This window comes from Vibrio sp. NC2, from assembly GCF_025195005.1.
GTDB lineage: Bacteria > Pseudomonadota > Gammaproteobacteria > Enterobacterales > Vibrionaceae > Vibrio > Vibrio splendidus.
Genome location: NZ_JANVFC010000002.1, coordinates 119,650 through 137,001, shown reverse-complemented (window position 1 = coordinate 137,001; position 17,352 = coordinate 119,650). Strand labels below are relative to the sequence as shown.

At 44.1% G+C, this 17,352-nt stretch carries 14 protein-coding genes; 7 read left to right on the top strand and 7 right to left on the bottom strand.

Annotated features, from left to right (window positions below):
* Positions 1-184 precede the first annotated feature (184 nt).
* The 4 genes from NX845_RS04350 to NX845_RS04335 form a co-directional block, all read right to left on the bottom strand.
* Positions 185-1,840, bottom strand: coding sequence for an ABC-ATPase domain-containing protein (locus NX845_RS04350; RefSeq protein ID WP_004730952.1), 1,656 nt, complete (start codon positions 1,838-1,840; stop codon positions 185-187).
* A 119-nt stretch (positions 1,841-1,959) separates the two neighbouring features.
* Positions 1,960-3,867: an EAL domain-containing protein gene (locus NX845_RS04345; RefSeq protein ID WP_017079223.1), complete on the bottom strand. Its 1,908-nt coding sequence runs from the start codon at positions 3,865-3,867 to the stop codon at positions 1,960-1,962.
* Between the two features lie 178 nt (positions 3,868-4,045).
* Positions 4,046-5,245, bottom strand: a complete 1,200-nt coding sequence (gene fabV, locus NX845_RS04340) for an enoyl-ACP reductase FabV (RefSeq protein WP_065681470.1) — start codon at positions 5,243-5,245, stop codon at positions 4,046-4,048.
* Between the two features lie 81 nt (positions 5,246-5,326).
* On the bottom strand, positions 5,327-5,944 hold the full coding sequence (locus NX845_RS04335) for an arylesterase (RefSeq protein ID WP_004730957.1): 618 nt from the start codon (positions 5,942-5,944) through the stop codon (positions 5,327-5,329).
* Here NX845_RS04335 and NX845_RS04330 point away from each other — a divergent pair.
* The 3 genes from NX845_RS04330 (at position 5,943) to NX845_RS04320 (ending at position 11,043) form a co-directional block, all read left to right on the top strand.
* Positions 5,943-6,617 (top strand): ABC transporter ATP-binding protein, encoded by a 675-nt coding sequence (locus tag NX845_RS04330; protein ID WP_004730959.1) that lies wholly within the window; start codon positions 5,943-5,945, stop codon positions 6,615-6,617. The two genes, NX845_RS04335 and NX845_RS04330, sit on opposite strands and share 2 nt — an antisense overlap.
* 1 nt (position 6,618) lies before the next feature.
* Positions 6,619-9,057, top strand: a complete 2,439-nt coding sequence (locus NX845_RS04325; protein WP_065681471.1) for an ABC transporter permease — start codon at positions 6,619-6,621, stop codon at positions 9,055-9,057.
* Positions 9,058-9,588: 531 nt separating this feature from the next.
* Positions 9,589-11,043: an NAD(P)-binding protein gene (locus NX845_RS04320; protein ID WP_260256569.1), complete on the top strand. Its 1,455-nt coding sequence runs from the start codon at positions 9,589-9,591 to the stop codon at positions 11,041-11,043.
* Positions 11,044-11,184: 141 nt separating this feature from the next.
* Here the strand turns inward: NX845_RS04320 and NX845_RS04315 are convergent, their stop codons facing one another.
* The 3 genes from NX845_RS04315 to NX845_RS04305 all read right to left on the bottom strand — a co-directional run bounded on the left by NX845_RS04315 (position 11,185) and on the right by NX845_RS04305 (position 13,815).
* Positions 11,185-12,135, bottom strand: a complete 951-nt coding sequence (locus NX845_RS04315) for a biotin-dependent carboxyltransferase family protein (RefSeq protein WP_029406024.1) — start codon at positions 12,133-12,135, stop codon at positions 11,185-11,187.
* Entirely contained in the window at positions 12,128-12,895 is a 768-nt protein-coding gene (locus NX845_RS04310) for an allophanate hydrolase subunit 1 (protein WP_017095552.1), read from the bottom strand. The genes NX845_RS04315 and NX845_RS04310 overlap by 8 nt, the downstream gene beginning before the upstream one ends.
* 176 nt (positions 12,896-13,071) lie before the next feature.
* The gene (locus NX845_RS04305; RefSeq protein WP_017095551.1) at positions 13,072-13,815 is read right to left on the bottom strand and encodes a 5-oxoprolinase subunit PxpA; all 744 of its coding nucleotides are present in this window, start codon (positions 13,813-13,815) and stop codon (positions 13,072-13,074) included.
* A gap of 170 nt (positions 13,816-13,985) precedes the next feature.
* On the opposite strand from NX845_RS04305, the gene NX845_RS04300 reads away from it, so the two are divergent.
* The 4 genes from NX845_RS04300 to NX845_RS04285 all read left to right on the top strand — a co-directional run.
* Positions 13,986-14,201, top strand: a complete 216-nt coding sequence (locus NX845_RS04300; protein ID WP_065681473.1) for a hypothetical protein — start codon at positions 13,986-13,988, stop codon at positions 14,199-14,201.
* Complete coding sequence (locus NX845_RS04295; protein ID WP_065681474.1) at positions 14,191-14,727, top strand: YfiR family protein; 537 nt, start codon at positions 14,191-14,193, stop codon at positions 14,725-14,727. Before NX845_RS04300 ends, NX845_RS04295 begins: the two co-directional genes overlap by 11 nt.
* Positions 14,727-16,700 (top strand): diguanylate cyclase domain-containing protein, encoded by a 1,974-nt coding sequence (locus NX845_RS04290; protein ID WP_065681475.1) that lies wholly within the window; start codon positions 14,727-14,729, stop codon positions 16,698-16,700. The genes NX845_RS04295 and NX845_RS04290 overlap by 1 nt, the downstream gene beginning before the upstream one ends.
* A gap of 85 nt (positions 16,701-16,785) precedes the next feature.
* Positions 16,786-17,352: UDP-glucose 4-epimerase (locus NX845_RS04285; RefSeq protein WP_260256568.1), on the top strand; the 567-nt coding region annotated here is incomplete at its 3' end.

Genomic DNA, 17,352 nt, shown 5'->3' with positions numbered 1-17,352 from the left:
CGCCATAGTTTTGTAAAAGCTGTGTCATGATTTTTAGGATAAGCACAATATTGGTGGGTTTTATCTTCAAACAAGAAAAGTGAGGCAGGAGACGGTCTTAAGGCTTTAGATCTAGAGCTAGCGAATAAAAAAACGGCCCTCAGAATGAGAGCCGTCAATAGAATTTATGATGCTTGAATCTAACTTAGTTTGAAGGTTTGAACTGAGACTTACGCATACGGTTTAGTGCGGCCATTACATCCAATACTCTTGGTTTCGCTAAGTCACCGTAGTTTGGCATGTTCACGTGCCACTCATCGCTTAAGATAGCGCTAAACTCTTTAGCTGGGTTATTTGACCAACCTGGAGTTTGTGCAAACTGGAACCATGCCCAACCAATCGCGTTAACTTCTGATGTTGACTCTAACTGCTCTAATGCAGAAAGGTCAGCGAATTCCTTACCAAAACGCAGAGACTCTTTGCCTTTGGCGTTAACACGGAACTTACCGTCAGTAAGAATATTCATCAGTGCTGCGCGGTTTAACGAACGAGGAACAAACGTTTCTAATGCCGTCTCACATTCGTTAGTACGTTGAGTAGGGTGTTGAGCTATCACTTCTTGTGCTTTTGCAGTTACGTCTACCGCTTGGTAATCGTGCATTTGAATCACAGTGTCAGCCACATCTAAGTAATCGCCAGAACCCCCCATTACAACAATGGTAGAGATATCCATCTCTTCACGTAGTTGGCCAATACGGTCAACAAGTGGCGTGATTGGCTCAGCACCTTTTGATACTAGCGCTTGCATACGTTCGTCACGAATCATGAAGTTAGTCGCTGACGTATCTTCATCAATAAGTAGCGTTTGAACGCCTGCTTCAATTGATTCTTGTAACCAAGCGGCTTGCGATGTCGAGCCAGACGCATCTTGTGTACTGAAATCAGATGTGTCTTTTTGCATCGGCAAATGGTTGATGTAATTTGATAGGTTCAAGTTGTGAACACAGCGGCCATCTTCAGCGCGGATCTTCATCGTATCAGTCGCCGTCACGATACCTTCACGACCGTCACCAGGAATATGGTTGTAGATAGAACGTTCAACGGCGTTCAACAGCGTAGATTTACCATGGAAACCACCACCAACGATTAGCGTGATACCTTTTGGAATGCCTAGGCCAGTCACATCACCTTGGTTCGGTGTGTTTAAAGTAACACTCAACGATTCTGGAGCAGCAAAAGGCACCGCACCTTTCATTGGTAGGTCACAGTTACCAGCAATACGAGGTAATACGCTGCCATTTGCTACGAATGCCGCTAGGTTGTTTTCTTCCAATTGCGCACGCAACGCGTCTTGGTCTTCAACGGCTTCACAATGCTTAATCATCGCTTCAATGTTGAGTTCGCGTTCAAGCGTTGCGCGACGAATAAATTTAGGCAAATAGAATGTAATGATGTTGATTGCTTTCTTTGCAAGAATACTACGCCCATCAGCCGGTAGGTTGATACGAAAACGAATTTCGATACCGTGCTCGGTGAAAACCACAGATGTGTTATCCAAAACAGTTTGGCCTGTTAGTGCGATAGACACAGTCGTTTCTTGCTTAGCAAATTCAGAGAAGCTACGTGCAATAAAATCACGCGCTGCTACTTGGTATTCGTAAGACTTTTCTTTCAGCCAACCTAACCCTGTTAACGACCAGGCGCGTGTTGCGCGAAAACGTGAAGAAGATGCGTACGGGTCACCTTGAACGTGGTCGATGTGTAATTCGAAATCAGCAAAGTCGTATTGACCTTTAATTTGTTGATATGCGCGGAAGTTTTGTTTTTCGAGCTTTTTAAGCTTTGCAGTCAACTGATCCATAACGAGGAATGCCTATATAAAGGGAAGATTAAAACAGAAAGGCGGCGATTATAAAAATCACCACCTTTAGAGTAAAGAGAAAGTAGGCCTAAATCCAAAACAAACTGCTCTTTTTCGCTTTAAGCGTAACGGGTTGTCCCCAAATAGTTTTGATTGATTAAACTGTGTTCGAATTCTTGGCTCGGCATTGGCCGCCCATAAAGGTAACCTTGGCCCACATCGCAGCCCTCGTTGATAATAAATTGCTCCTGAACTTCCGATTCTATGCCTTCAATTGTGACTTTTAGGTCGAGCTTCTTCGCGATTTGGACAATAGAACGAACGATTTCCGAGTCTTCGTGTGAGTTAAGCATCTGATCGATGAAGCTCTTATCAATTTTAATCGTGTCGAACGGAAATTTCTTGAGATAACTGAAAGACGCGTAGCCTGTACCAAAGTCATCCAGTGACAATGTAACGCCAATGTCATGCAGCGATTCTAAGGTATTCTTAGCGACAACTTCATCGGCAATCAGGCCACTTTCTGTCACCTCGAGTTCCAAGAAGTGGGGTTCTAGGTGATAGGTTTCGAGTAGGTGAACCACTTGTTCCGCAAAGTGCACATTCTTGAGTTGAATTGCAGACACATTCACAGCCATCTTGAAATCTTCAACGTATTCGGACCACTCTTTCGCTTTTTCAATCGCATTACGCAGAACAAAGCTTCCGACTTCGAAAATCAAGCCGTTTTGCTCGGCCATATGTATCAAGGTTTCGTTGGAGATATCACCTAATACTGGATGGCGCCAACGTAGTAGGGCTTCAGCACCGACCCAACGATGCGTTAATGGACATACCTTAGGTTGAAAGTAGAGCATGAGGTCATCATTACGGACAGCTTGAAGCAAATAACCTTCGATCTTATTGATGTGACTTTGTTGTTCAGTATGAGATTGAGAGTAGTAAGCGAATTTTTGTCCGGAATCTTTACAGGCGAGCATGGCTTCTGATGATTTCTGGAGAATGCTTTCCGCATCATCTTCGTTATCAGTAATCGCGATCCCGATAAAGGCATGCAAATGTACTTTGTCACTGTCGATATCGAACTCTGAATGGCCGACCTTAACGAGCGTCTGGCAAAGTTCTTCTAGGCGTTGGTGCAAATCTTTTACGCTGAACGCCAGTACTAGATCGATAGAAGTAGGGCGTGCAGTTAGTACCTCGATATCCGAGATACTGTCGATACGTTGTCGGTATTCAACTAACACTTGGTCTAACGCGTCATAACCATATCGAGCCTGTATACGCCTTCCATTCGTAAACCCTATATGAATAACCGCAAATGAACTGTCCGTCAGCCTTTGCTGTGACGACAGTTTGTTATTTAGGCGAGACTCGAATGCGGTTCGGTTCAAAAAACCGGTGCCGATGTCATGATTCTTTTGGAAGTTTATCTTTTGTTCAGCCGCTCTTCGCTTATCAATCTCTTGGTTTAAAGAATAATTGAGGCTCGCGAGATCTTTAGTGCGAGTGTAAACCCGGTTCTTTAAGTCACGATTCATTTGGGTGAGTTTAGCGTGCTGAAACAAGGTTTTAAGCTGGGATTCTATCGAGGTACGAAAGCTTTCTAATAGCTTGATATAGGTAGGTGTGTAGTGGTTCTCTTTCGAGTCCAAGATACAAATAGTACCGAACAATTCGCCGTTAGGCCAAAACAGCGGAATGCCACAATAAGAGATTAAGCCAAGCTTTGTGTCGGGGTTGTTTTCCCAATCAGGATCGGCAAGCGCATTGGGCACCACAAGCTGTTGCTGAGATTCCATCACCGTTTCGCAGTAAAGCCCATTTCCTAAGGTCTCAGAATCGCCTTTGTTGTAAGGGTTATCCTCACTGCGGCTGGTAGAGAAAACTTCAATGTAGTTGGTGTGAACGCGCATGATAAGTGCGGCGGGAACTTCAGTGATTTGAGCCAAGAGGTCGACAATATTCTGCCAACTGGAGGCCATATCGTCAGGGATATCTAAGTCTATCGTTTTTATCTTCTTCATATGACTCCGAGTCAATTATGCTAAATGCATCAACACATCCTGTGTTAATTAAGATGAACCAAATAAACTGTGAATCTTACTTTTACTAAGTATAAGAAATGTTGCACAAAAAAACCTCTGCAATTTTGCAGAGGTTTTCAAATGTGAATCTGGGTCTCAGTAATGAGATAAGTTTCGATTAAGGCTTTAACTTTATAAAATCATCAGTGTTAAGTTTCTCTTTATAGTCTACCGACGGTTGAGCAAACCCGTTCAACTGTAAAAACTCTTCTTTGAATCCTTGATAGTCGCCAATTGCTTGGAAGTTGTTTTCATCCATAGCTTCAAGTAGCTCAGTCACATGGGCTTGGGTTTCTGGATCGAGTTCCCATTCATCCATACGAATTAGGCGTTCGCCGTCCAGAGGGACTTTTGATTGACCATAGAGTTTGCTACTAAACAGACGCTGCATTTGTTGGATACAACCTTCGTGCGTCTCTTTCTCTTTCATCACTTTATATAAAGCGAGCAGATAGGGGCTTAACCCCGGAATGAACACACTGGCTTTGGTGACGAGTGCCTTACACACAGTCGCATAGGCATTACCGCCGAAGTTTGCTAGTTCAAGATTCAGCGCATGGCTGGTTTGATGAAGGTCTATTTTAGCGCGTCCCAAAGTGCCGTCTAAATAAATAGGGTGCGTGACTTCTGGACCAACATAAGAAAATGCGATGGTTTTACAACCTGGGGCAATGGATTCAGCGTTGATGAGCTCATCTATCCACTGTTCCCAATCTTCGCCGCCCATGACTTTAAGGGTACTTTCGGCTTCTTTTTCCGTCGCTGCAGCAAGTGTGTTTGTCACCCAGTTGTCGTGCTCTAGCGAGATAGTCGCGCCGGTAACGCTTTCACCAATAGGCTTAATGGCAGAACGCCAAAGCTCATCAGAATTTGGCTTAGGTCGAACGCCAGCCGCTAAGCTATAGATAATCAGATCCACTTCACCTTCGAAGTAGGTTTCAATGGCTTCGACAACTTGTGTACGTGTTTCTTGTGAAAATGCATCGCCAACGATGTTGATAGCAGTGCGTTGCTCTCGTTCGGCTTCTTTCTTGAAGTAGATGTTGTTGTACCAACCAGCACTACCGAGGGACTTTTCGTTAGGACCGCGCTCGAATGAGACGCCGATGGTGTCAGCTTTTGCACCGCCAAAGGTCACGGCAATACGAGCGGCAAGGCCGAAGCCTGAGGAAGCGCCGATAATCAGTACTCGTTTAGGGCCATCTTTGATTTGCGGCGCACTCTTAACAAACTTGATTTGTTGCTTTACGGCTTCTTGACAGCCAAGAGGGTGAGCGCTTTTGGCTACCACACCCTTGATAATAGGTTCGATCAGCATAAATAACCTTACAGTTAACGGTGATATGCACTCAGGCTAACGTAAAGCTGTGTAAAATTTATTGAGCTAGACCATTAAAACTTAAAGATACTGATATAATTCTTCGGCGACGAATTCAGCGATCCAAGGTTGAGCTTCTGGTTTTGGATGCAGTCCGTCGTTCATCATCCACTCAGGTTTAAGGATGATATGCTCAAGGAAAAATGGCAAAAGCGGCACATTTTGTTGATCAGCAAGCGCTGCAAAAACGTATTCAAATTGCTGGTTGTAACGCTTACCGTAATTCGGTGGGATTTTAATCTGCATCATGATTGGCTTGGCGCCCGCAGCTTTTATCTGCTCAATGATTTGATCAAGGTTCGCAGACATCAGCTTAGGTGGGAAGCCACGAAGGCCATCATTTGCACCGAGTTCAATAAGAACAGTGTCTGGAGCATGTTCTTCAAGCAATTGTGGTAAACGAGCTAACCCGTTGCCGGTTGTGTCACCCGAAATACTGCCGTTAACCACGGTAACTGTTTTGTCATGCTTCGCTAATGCGTTTGGCAATAGACTTGGCCAACTCTGTTTGATGTCCATGTTATAACCAGCACTCAAGCTATCACCAAGTACCAGTAACTTAGAATCTAACTCGGTATCTTGAGCCAAAGAAGCGGTTGAAAATATAATAAAGAATAAAAAGGAAATTAGTCGAGTCATGCATACATCCATCATTAAAGCAGAAGCTGTTTCGAAGACAGTGTCTACTAATCAAGAACATTTAACAATCCTAGAGCACGTCGATATTGATATTCGTGAAGGTGAAACTGTCGCGATTGTCGGCACATCTGGTGCAGGTAAATCAACCCTAATGACGTTGCTTGCAGGGCTTGATGTGCCAACGAAAGGCGAAATCAGTTTATTAGGGCAGCCGCTTTCACAGCTTGATGATGAGGCAAGGGCTAAGATCCGCAGTGAATCGGTAGGGTTTGTATTTCAAAGCTTCTTATTAATCCCAAGCCTTTCTGCGCTGCAAAATGTCACGCTTCCTTGTTTACTTAAAGGTGAAGACGAAGATATCGAACGTGCGACGGCTTTGCTTGAGTCAGTGGGCTTGAAAGACAGGCTTGATCACCTGCCATCTCAGCTATCAGGCGGTGAACAACAAAGGGTCGCTTTAGCTCGTGCTTTTATGATCAAGCCAAAAATCCTTTTTGCTGACGAACCCACAGGCAACCTAGACCAACAAACGGCAGCCAAAATTGTCGAGTTATTGTTTGAGTTGAACTCATCCCACGGCACAACGCTTGTTCTAGTGACGCATGATCCTAAACTCGCACAACGTTGCCAACGAACACTTAAGATGCATGTCGGTCAGATAGAGGAAGTCTAAATTGAATTCATCAAACGGACTGAATAAACGCCTGTTCTCATGGAGTGTCGAAGAGATTCGACACGGTCAGTTGTGGCCAGTTTCCATAGCATTAACACTGATCATTGCGTGTGTTTTTGCATTGTCGGCATTGGCCGAACGTATGGAGCAGGTGATTGTTAAACAAGGCAAAGATGCACTTACTGCCGATAGTGTGTTTATTTCAGCAAACCCAATCCCGCAACCCTTGCTAGACCTCACTCAGGTTGAACAGTTAGAAAGCTCTCAGTTGACCCGTTTTTCAACGATGGCATTCAGTGATAACTCGATGCAGCTAGTGACGGTGAAAGCGGTTGAAAGTAATTACCCATTACGCGGTGAAATGATCTTAGAGGGTGCTGATAAAGCATCAAGTAACCATGTTGAGCCAGGTGAACTTTGGTTAGACGAGCGTATATTTGCGCAGCTAGATGTTGAGGTTGGTGACAATGTCACTATTGGCGATGCCGATTTAACGATAACAGGGCGTATCACCCAAGAGCCAGGTTTGAGCTTTAACCCATTCCAACAAATGCCAGCTGTGCTAATTCATACCAGCGATATCGAGGCCACTGGAGCAATTCAACCGGGCAGTCGTGTAAGCTTTAGGCTTTTTCTAAACGGTGATGATACAAAACTGAAAGCCGCGCAAGACAGCGTAGAATTAACACCAAGCGATCGCTGGCGTACTCAAGACTCTGCGAGCCGTACTAACGACATGTTCGAAAGCACGACTCAATATCTTTCGTTAACTGTGGCTATCGTTGTGATAATGGCGGCGACCACTTTGGTACTTACTTGCCAACATTATGTTGCGAGTCGCCGTAAAACGATCGCGATGCTTAAGAGTTTGGGTGCAAGCAAGCAGTGGATCGTTAAATGGTTGTTTGTACAGGTATCTCTGTTAGTGATCATCGGCGCTGTACTTGGAATTACAATAGGGGTCGGCTTAGAGTTTCTACTTCGTATACCTTTAGGTGATTTGTTGCCAACACCACTTCCTAGCTATGGTATTGAACCTGTCATTTTGGCGATTTTATCAAGCATCCTCATTGGTGTGCCTGCTCTTGGTATTCCGTTAATTGGCTTGGTAAACACCTCGGCAATCAGCGTGATTCAATCAAGTCATCAGTCCAATGAAAGCTACAAGAAATACCTGTTGTTGCTGGTGCCTATTATTCCAATGATGCTGATGTACGGCGATAACCTGTTGGTATGGATAGTTCTAGCGGGTATCGCTTGCCTGTTCTTTGTGCTCGCGATTGTCAGTACGTTTGTTCTGCGTTTGGTCGGCAAGCTGCCGACGTCGACATCTATGCGCTTGGCATTGAGCCGAATTAATCGCACACCATTAGCAACAGGGATTCAATTTGGTTCTTTAGCGCTGTCTTTGATGCTGCTATCGATCATATGGCTAGTGAGAAGTGACTTGCTGTCGGATTGGCAGCAAACCTTACCTGAAAACGCGCCAAATGCGTTTGCGCTGAATATTGCGAGCTATGAGAAAGACAGTTATCTCGAGACGATTGATGCAAACGAAGTAGAGCGTACTCAAGCGTTTCCAATTATACGAGGAAGACTCACAACCATTAACGGCGTTGAGGCGGAAAAATACAGCGAGACCTCAGAAGAAACAGATGCACTAAGCCGCGAGATCAACTTCACATGGGGAGATAGCCTGCCTGAGTACAATGAAGTGTTAGAAGGCAGTTGGACACAAGAGCAGGGCGTATCTGTGGAATCCGATGTCGCGGAACAGCTGGGTCTAAAGATTGGCGATGAGCTATCGTTCACAATCAACAGCCAGAATGTCTCTGCCAAGGTGAACAGCATCCGAAAAGTAGAGTGGCGAGAAATGAAGCCAAATTTCTACTTCATATTTACGCCAGATGTTTTGAGCTCTATTCCTTCTACTTGGCTCGTGAGTTTCCGACTAGAAGAACAACATAATCAGATGCTCAACGAACTCTCTCGAAATCACCCAACCGTGAGTTTGATGGATATTCGTAAGATGGGTAGCAAGATCCAAGAGTTGCTCAAACAGATTGTTTGGTCGATAACCGTACTTGCGGCTTTGGGTGTGGTAGCAGGGTTGTTGCTAATCTTTACTCTGTTGCGATTGAGCTTGTTTCAAAGACAACAAGAGATACGTTTGTACCGCACTCTAGGTGCGAGTAAGAAGCGAATTCTCAACACGATTTGGTGTGAATACGGGTTAATGGCGCTAGTGGCTGGCTCGATTGCTGCGTTGGGTTCTGAGCTCAGTGTTGCAGGGGTAATGAACTTTGGCTTCGAGTTAGAACCTTCACTCCACCCAATGCTGTGGATAGCGCTACCCGTACTAACGTTCATCACATTGGCCGCGGTAGTGAATAGCTTAATCAAACGTTTGTTGGCACCAGTAAACAAGGATTTTGGCTAGTCTCTAGCGAGATCTCACAAATGCTTAAAACGGTCTAAAAGTGACATTATTTATATTTAGTCATGCACTATTTATAAGGCGTCGCTTTAGACCGTTTTTTATTTGACCAATGCGTAGCACAAGTAACGAATATCGCACCTTAATTTTCCAATTTTTTAGTGTTTTTTAAAACTAATCGCACAATAATGCCGATTTAATGAACAGCGGTTAGTCCCTGTAAACAAAGGGTTTGCGCAACTTAGCAAGAACGTTATCAACAGTTATCCACAAAAACGGTGGATAACTTTAGGGATAAGTTAACATCTATGTTTTAAGAGTACTGATGCAGCCTTTATGTGGCGTCACTTAGGACAATTTTGACTGTTAGAATAACCTTTAAAACTCTATCTGGAGTTATTGAGTCAAGAGATTATTTATGTTTTTTACATAGATATTAAATCCCACTTAACTAAGACCTTGATAAAAATGTGTTTTAATTCATCGCAGAACAAAAGTAGAATAGCGGCAGTTAATCTTATTCTACAGAACACGATGAACCACAAAAAAACGGATACAAATCAGCCTTCTATTGCCATTGTTGGTGGTGGTATTGCCGGAACAACAAGCGCGATTCACTTTAGTGAGTTGGGTTTTAAGGTCACTATCTTGGAAAAAGGGCCGAGTTTGGTTAATGGTCCACCAATTTGCCACCTGCACGCTGGCGGCAATTTGTATCGAGATATTTCTGTAGAGCAGTGTCTTCAGTTGCTCACGCAGTCAATTGATACCGTCCGCTTGTTTCCCCACACGATCAATATTCGTCCGACAATTATCGCTGTTCCACACAGTGATGGTGGAGAGCCGTTGGATCTACTTCCGCGTCTAAAGATAATCAAGGACGCTTATGCTGAACTTGTTAATCAAGATAAAAGTAACCAAGTGCTTGGTAAGCCGGAAGAGTATTACAAGCTGTACAGCAAAGAAGAGTTATTAACACTTGCCACCCAAACACAGCCTCTAAAACCAACATCGCTTGATGATTGGTGTATTCCTTTCGCTAAACATACGGATCTAGAAACCCTTAAGTATCCTGTTGCTATAGTTCAAGAGTATGGCTGGAGTGTATTCCGCTTGTCTGCAACCGCTCAACTGTCTTTGGGGCAACAATCGAATTGCTCAGTATTAACCAACAGCCGATTACAATCTGTTGAATCGTTAGAGCAAGGCTGGTCTTTGACTTATACAGACGCTGAGAACCAAAGCTGTCATTTAACGACCGACTACTTGATTAATGCAAGTGGCTTTGAAACGGGCATCGTGGATGACTTTGTCGGTTCTAAGCAACAAAGGCTTGTTGAGTTCAAAGCCGCATACGTTACAGAGTGGCCGTATTCGCAAGAGTGTAAGGAAGAGTGGCCAGAGGTTATCTTCCATGGCCCGAGAGGCACACCGCAAGGCATGGCTCAGCTAACACCGTACGCTGATGGTGTATTCCAACTTCACGGTATGACAGAAGGGATTACTCTGTTTGAGGGGGGGCTTGTTTCATCATCAACAGATTCATCACAACCTCAGCTGCCTTCTAAGCTTCTTAAGAAAATCGTATCAGGTTGGAGTGAAGAGCAGCTTGAATTAAGAACTCGCGCTGCGATAACGCATATGTCTCAGTTCATCCCAAGTTTTAGCTCTGCACTGGTAGGTGGTAAGCCTCTGTTCGGTGCACAGCAGATTCCGGGAACCGATCCGAGCTTAAGAGCTTCAGACGTTTCATTCTGTGGTGATCGCTATGCTCGACTTGAAGTAGTCAAAGCTTCCTCAACCTTAGAGGCTGCACAAAAGGTTGCTGAGCATTGGTTTGATGTCGCAGAGTCAGTATCGATTGAAGATACACACTCAGTGACAATGTCACTTAATCTAAGTAATATTGAGAATAGAGCGATAGATTTGACACAAGAACGTGGATACCCAGAAGCCCTTGCAAAGGTATCAGGCCAAGATCACGCTTAAAATTGCGCTGATTCTCCTAGCGTTTAAATCATGATGGCCTTACCAAAAAAATCCAGCTTGCTGCAAACAGTAAGTTGGATTTTTAGTTTATACGTCTTGCTCATGTTCTTAATTTAAGTGGCTTTTACCTACAGGGGCGCATCAATAACCGAAAAATTGAGCCCATTGGCACCACACATCTTGTAATCCTAAGCGATCGCCTTTACTAAACGAGACCTCATGTCCAGGTTTGGCTTGTGCTAAGCGCGGTAAATCGATTCTGGCGACACATCCAATCTTCGGATAGCCACCAATGGTCTGCCTGTCATTAAGCAACACGATAGGTTGCCCATCTTGGGGGATTTGAATCGCACCTAAGGCTATGCCTTCTGACAATAGCGAAATATCAGGTGAATCAACCGATTCACCACTCAGTCGATAGCCCATGCGATTTGAATTTTGGTCAACGTGATACTGTGCGTTATACAAAGTCTCTTTTGCTGACTCGGAGAACAGCTCGCTTTGATAGCCTTCAATCACTCGCAGGTTCACTGGTAGGTTGTAATTAGGCGTGTATCGGAAGGTGACACTCAACGCTTTAAACGGGCGAGAGAGTTTGTGTTGGGTAAACGCAATTTTTTGCCCTTGCTGACATGGCTCTCCATCTTGCGTTAATCCACCAATCTTTTCACGAGTCACCGTAGAACAGCTATCAAGAGTTGATGGGACATCGAAGCCACCCTTAACGGCTAAATACGCTCTTAGACCATTTTTAGGTAAACCAAATGCGAGAACTTGCCCTGCGAAAGCTTGAAAAGTGCGCCAGTTAGACTGTGGTTTGCCATCGAGCTTCGCTTGTAAATCGCCACCACATAACGCCATCTCGCAATCAAAATCGATTCGTAACGCACATTGCCCAAGCGTGATTTCCAACGCCGCTTGGTTGACTGGGTTTCCGAGCAGGTGATTGGCCCAGCTATACGAGTAATCATCAACAGGGCCACCTTGTGTCAACCCGAGATGAGCGACACCAAATCGTCCGAAGTCTTGAATCAAACTCAACGGGCCAGGTTTAATCACTGTTAGTGTTGGTTTAGCTATTGTGTTAACCATTAGCGACATCTCCACTAATCTCCATAAGCCTAAGCTCTACAAATTCTTGTTTTGAAATCGCGATGAAACGGACTGTGTCACCGACATTGAGCAGAGACAGCGGCGTTTGCGTGGTATCAGCGTTCTTCAATTGGCTGTGATCAAACAGTGCGAGCGGGCAATTGCCAATAATATTCCAACCGCCCGGTGAGTCCGAAGGATACACCGCCGTTTTCGTATCCGCGATGGCGATGCTGCCTTTCGGTACACTTAAACGTGGGGTTGAATGACGAGGCAAAGCAAGCTCGTTGACCACATCAGACATAAACGCAAAACCAGGCGTAAACCCAATGGCACTGACGCTGTAAGTCTGTGAGGTGTGATGTTGAATGATCTCATCCAGCGACAGGCCTTTGGCTTGATATCGGTCTAAATCGAGTGCTGTTTCTGGTGAGTAATAAGCGGGAAGCTCGATAGTGTTACGCGTGTTAATAACACTAGAGAAGGACGAAATAGCATGACTCAACAAGGCGTTGAGTTGTTCCATGAGCTGATGTTCTGAAATTCTATAAGGTAAGTAGTCAACCAGAATGGTGTGATAAGCAGGTGTCACATTCATCAACACCGACGCTAAGTTTTGACGAATAGCATCGGAAAAATGAGCCATGTACTGCGCATATTGAGCGCTAGATTGATTATTTGAAGGCGATAGCGTCAAGGTCACCAAAACGCTGCATTCTGCGACTGGCGCTATATTGAACTCAATTTGATTCGTCGTCATTTCGTTTCCATACGTTTGTTTGCCTTTGATTTACTTACTGTCTTTTGTTTGCTTATTTGGCGTGTCTCACTTCCGTGTCCAAACCAATACAAAGCAATTAGACCTTACGAGCAATTGGTTAAGTGCTCGTAAGGCGAGCGATAAGACCATGCGCCATACGAATCACACGCTTCATATTAGTTAAAAGCGTTGAGGTCTTGTCTGATTTTTCTAATTAATGCGATAGATTGGGGATTATCACCATGAACACAGATGGTATCGGCTTCAATCGGCAGTCTTTCACCTTCAATGGTCGTGACCGAACCGTAGTTAATGATTTGCATGACTTGGTTGTAGATGTCGTCTTGATTAACGTAAACCGAGCCTTTTTGAGTTCGCGGCGATAACTGCCCATTATTCAAGTATGCACGGTCGGCAAACGCTTCAAACAAGAGGGGTAAGTCATGATCGTCAGCAATATCTAAATACTGCTGATTGTCTGACGAAGAGAGAATCATCAAGGGGATGTTAAATTCAGCGACGGCTTGGGCTACCGCATTAAACACATCAATGTTCGCCATCATATCGTTGTAAAGGGCGCCATGAGGTTTCACATAGCCAACAGAGGTGTGGTGATAGCGGCACAGCGCTTGTAGTGCACCGACTTGATAACAAACCAGCTCACTGATCTCGTCCATGGTATGAGGAATAGAACGGCGACCAAACCCAACTAAATCTTGATAACCAGGGTGAGCACCAATTTGGGTGTGATAGTGCTGCGCCAGTTTTATGGTTTTGGACATAACGTGCGGATCAGACGCATGAAAGCCACAAGCGATGTTTGCCATATCGACCCATTCCATGACCGACTCATCATCGCCCATCTTCCAATTGCCGAAACTTTCTCCCATGTCGCAATTAAGCAAAATCTTCGTTGTCACGTGGTGCTAATCCTTTACGTTGAGGTAAGTAATGACGGTCTTATAAATGCCATAAATAAACAGTGACCTGACTCAAACTTTCGACACCGAAAATTTACCAGTATGGCATTTCATATATAGTTGAACTATTGATTAAAGGATTAATATCTATCTGTATATTAGGTGAGCACATGATATCGCGCCAGGTTTGCTTAGGACTAGCATTAACGACACCTGTTTTTGTAGCTGCTCAAGAAAACTCTTTAGACCAACTCATGTCGATGAGCCTTGAAGAGTTGTCTATGTTAGATGTTGAAATGGAAACGGCTTCGAAAGTGACACAAAAACTTACCGAGATTTGTGTCAACCAAGAGTCTGTATATGTGAGGGTCTCTCATGAATTCTAAGTGGCTCAAGTACCGTAATAAACTCGGTTTTAATAAACTCAGCCTTGCCACTTTAGCTATGTTTATTGTGCCTTTGAATACATCTGCGGCTAGCTTCAAGCCTTATGAAGTGAAAGCGGTGTACCTTTTTAGAATTGCCAACTTTATTCGTTGGAACGACGAAAGCACAATGAATACGGTTAACTTCTGCGTGATTGGCGATGAGAAGGTAAGCACAGCACTGACGTCGATTACACAAGGGAAATCTATTCGTTCTCTCGCTATTCAAGTACATCAATTGGTGACTCCTAAGTGTGATATCACTTATCTATCTGATCTCGATAATGATGAATTTAGCCGTAAAGCCCACTCACCACATACTGTGACGATTAGTGATATCCCAAACTTTACGGACATGGGAGGAGTCATTGAGCTAACGCACATCGATAATAAGTTAAAGCCTAAGATCAACTTAGTGAATGCAAGACGCGGTGAATACGTCATCGGCTCAAACCTATTACGAATCGCTATAGTGGAGGGCCAATAATGTTGTCTTTCATTAATAATTTATCGATTAAAAACAAGCTGATATTACCGATTGTCATCTTCATCGTGGTTACTTTTGTGACGATTCAATCAGTTAATTACACTGTCACTTTTGAGCGAGAAAAAGAGAGTCTTATTCAGCGAGTTAAAGTGTTGGCACAAGGGGTTGCCTATAACCTACAAGCCGCGATTCTATTTGAGGATAAATCTTCGGCTCAGGAGATTTTGTCAGCCTTTGTTGCGGATAAAGATATCGTCAGGGTGAAGCTCTATGACATTAACGAACAGCTTTTTGCGAGTTATCAAGTCAGTAATACGTTGGTTCCAAGGCCGAATACCGATGAATTAAATGACATCGCGGATCACCAATTTGCCATCTCCGAGAATTTCATCTTTTTGCTTGTTCCGGTGACGTTGGATGACGCTGTGATCGCTAACTTGAGAGTGACAATATCAAAAGAGACGTTTAATACGATCTTAACGAATATTTTCAAGGTTGCGGCCGTCTACCTGCTATTTCTGGTGATCTTAGGTGGGGGATTGGTCAAATTGGTTCAACGCTTAATTATCGATCCAATGTTTGACCTTAATGAGGCGATGCAAGCCTTTGTTGAACGTCGTTCAGAACAACCAAAATTAGTCGCAACGAACCACGATGAGATAGGGGATCTGGTTCGAGCTTTTAATACCATGCTCGAAAGACTTCAACATCGTGACAACCAAATCAATTTTACGCTAGATAAACTACAAGAAGAAAAGTCGTTTGCGAATGAGGTAATTGAAACTGTTCAGCACTCGTTGTTGGTAGCCGATGAAAAAGGGTTCATCGTTAATGCGAACGCTGCCACTCGTGACATTTTTAAGTGTACCGAAGCGTTTCTTGAAAATTTATTGATCCAAGAGTTGATCGCGACAAAGCAAACTGGGTTCTTACAAGAGGTTATCGACGCTAATATTGAGCTGAATGACGAACTACTCGAAACCACTGATCTCTTTAACTCAAAACGCTGGCTTCGTGTGAGCAGCCGTTCGTTGTCAAAGCACGGTCGTATTCTTTATGCAATCCAAGATGTCACGGGGATAGAAACGGCCATGAGTCGCCAGCGTATAGCCGCGGGTGTTTTTGAGAACAGTAAAGACGGCTTAATCGTACTGAATTCATCCAATGTAATTACCATGGTAAACCCAGCGGTCACCCAACTTCTTGGTTATCACGCTGATCTGCTGGTGGGCAAAACACCATTTGACGTTTTTTCTTGGCAACAGTTTTCATCCCTAATGCCGACAATTCGCAGTTCATTGGAAAATTATGGGCAGTGGCAAGGCGAGGTATGGGAGAAGAGTGCATCTGGCACTTTGGTTCCAATGTTTGTAAAAGTGAATCGAGTTTCGTCAGGCAACGAGAAAGACGAGTTTGATATGGTACTCACACTGTCTGATTTATCTAATGTCAAAGAGATGGAAAGGCTTGAACACTTGGCTCATCACGACGCATTAACGGGTTTGGCCAACAGAGCTCAGCTGTATAAGGTGATGGATGATGTCGTCACGTCTAGCCATTATTCTAATCAGCATTTTGCGGTTATCTATTTGGATCTCGATGGCTTTAAACACGTTAACGATAACTATGGACATGATGCGGGCGACGAAATCCTCAAAGAAGTATCGAGCCGGTTGCTATCTCAAGTTCGTGCAGGAGATTTGGTAGCACGTTTGTCGGGTGATGAATTTGTTCTTATTATTAAACAGACCAATAAAGTCTTGTTAGCTAAGTTAGCGGAGCGACTGTTGGAGCTGATCGGGCAAGAGGTGACCCATAAACAGCGTTCGCTTCATGTTGGAGCGAGCTTGGGCATACACTTAGTTGATGGTTCAGAGCGTGATATAGACGTGATTCTAAAGGTTGCCGATGAGGCGATGTACCAAGCAAAACGCAAAGGAAAAGGTCAATTTGTGTTCTCTCGTGATAGTTAATAGCCGTAGGCGTTTGTGACCTCTACCTAAGTTGTTGTATCATAAGTGATAGGTTGAATATTTTTAATTAAAAGGTCTGCTAAACATGAATGTTTTAGTTACAGGTGGCATGGGTTACATCGGTAGCCATACAAGTATCCAGATGATCAACGCAGGAATGACACCTGTACTTTTTGATAGCTTGTATAACAGTAAACCAAGCGTTCTAGAGCGTATCGAAAAAGTATCTGGTGTTCGCCCTAATTTCATTGAAGGTGACGTTCGTGATAAAGCGCTTTTGACTGAAACCATGAAGCAACACAACATTGAAGCCGTTATTCATTTCGCTGGCCTAAAGGCGGTTGGTGAATCTGTGGCTAAGCCTCTTGAATACTATGACAATAACGTGAACGGCACGTTAGTCCTTGTTGATGCAATGCGTGACGCTGGTGTAAAAACCTTAGTATTCAGCTCTTCAGCAACGGTCTACGGCGATCCTGCGAGTGTGCCTATCACCGAAGATTTTCCAACAAGCGCAACCAATCCTTACGGTCGTAGTAAACTAATGGTTGAAGAGTGCTTAACCGATTTCCAAAAAGCCAATCCAGATTGGAGCATTACGCTGCTGCGTTACTTTAACCCAGTAGGTTCACACCCAAGTGGTGAGCTAGGT

What these genes read in the sequence shown, in the direction of transcription:
- NX845_RS04350 (WP_004730952.1), bottom strand. Translation starts at nt 1,840, where the DNA reads ATGGATCAGTTGACTGCAAAGCTTAAAAAGCTCGAAAAACAAAACTTC.
- NX845_RS04345 (WP_017079223.1), bottom strand. Translation starts at nt 3,867, where the DNA reads ATGAAGAAGATAAAAACGATAGACTTAGATATCCCTGACGATATGGCC.
- fabV (WP_065681470.1), bottom strand. Translation starts at nt 5,245, where the DNA reads ATGCTGATCGAACCTATTATCAAGGGTGTGGTAGCCAAAAGCGCTCAC.
- NX845_RS04330 (WP_004730959.1), top strand. Translation starts at nt 5,943, where the DNA reads ATGCATACATCCATCATTAAAGCAGAAGCTGTTTCGAAGACAGTGTCT.
- NX845_RS04335 (WP_004730957.1), bottom strand. Translation starts at nt 5,944, where the DNA reads ATGACTCGACTAATTTCCTTTTTATTCTTTATTATATTTTCAACCGCT.
- NX845_RS04320 (WP_260256569.1), top strand. Translation starts at nt 9,589, where the DNA reads ATGAACCACAAAAAAACGGATACAAATCAGCCTTCTATTGCCATTGTT.
- NX845_RS04315 (WP_029406024.1), bottom strand. Translation starts at nt 12,135, where the DNA reads ATGGTTAACACAATAGCTAAACCAACACTAACAGTGATTAAACCTGGC.
- NX845_RS04310 (WP_017095552.1), bottom strand. Translation starts at nt 12,895, where the DNA reads ATGACGACGAATCAAATTGAGTTCAATATAGCGCCAGTCGCAGAATGC.
- NX845_RS04300 (WP_065681473.1), top strand. Translation starts at nt 13,986, where the DNA reads ATGATATCGCGCCAGGTTTGCTTAGGACTAGCATTAACGACACCTGTT.
- NX845_RS04295 (WP_065681474.1), top strand. Translation starts at nt 14,191, where the DNA reads ATGAATTCTAAGTGGCTCAAGTACCGTAATAAACTCGGTTTTAATAAA.
- NX845_RS04290 (WP_065681475.1), top strand. Translation starts at nt 14,727, where the DNA reads ATGTTGTCTTTCATTAATAATTTATCGATTAAAAACAAGCTGATATTA.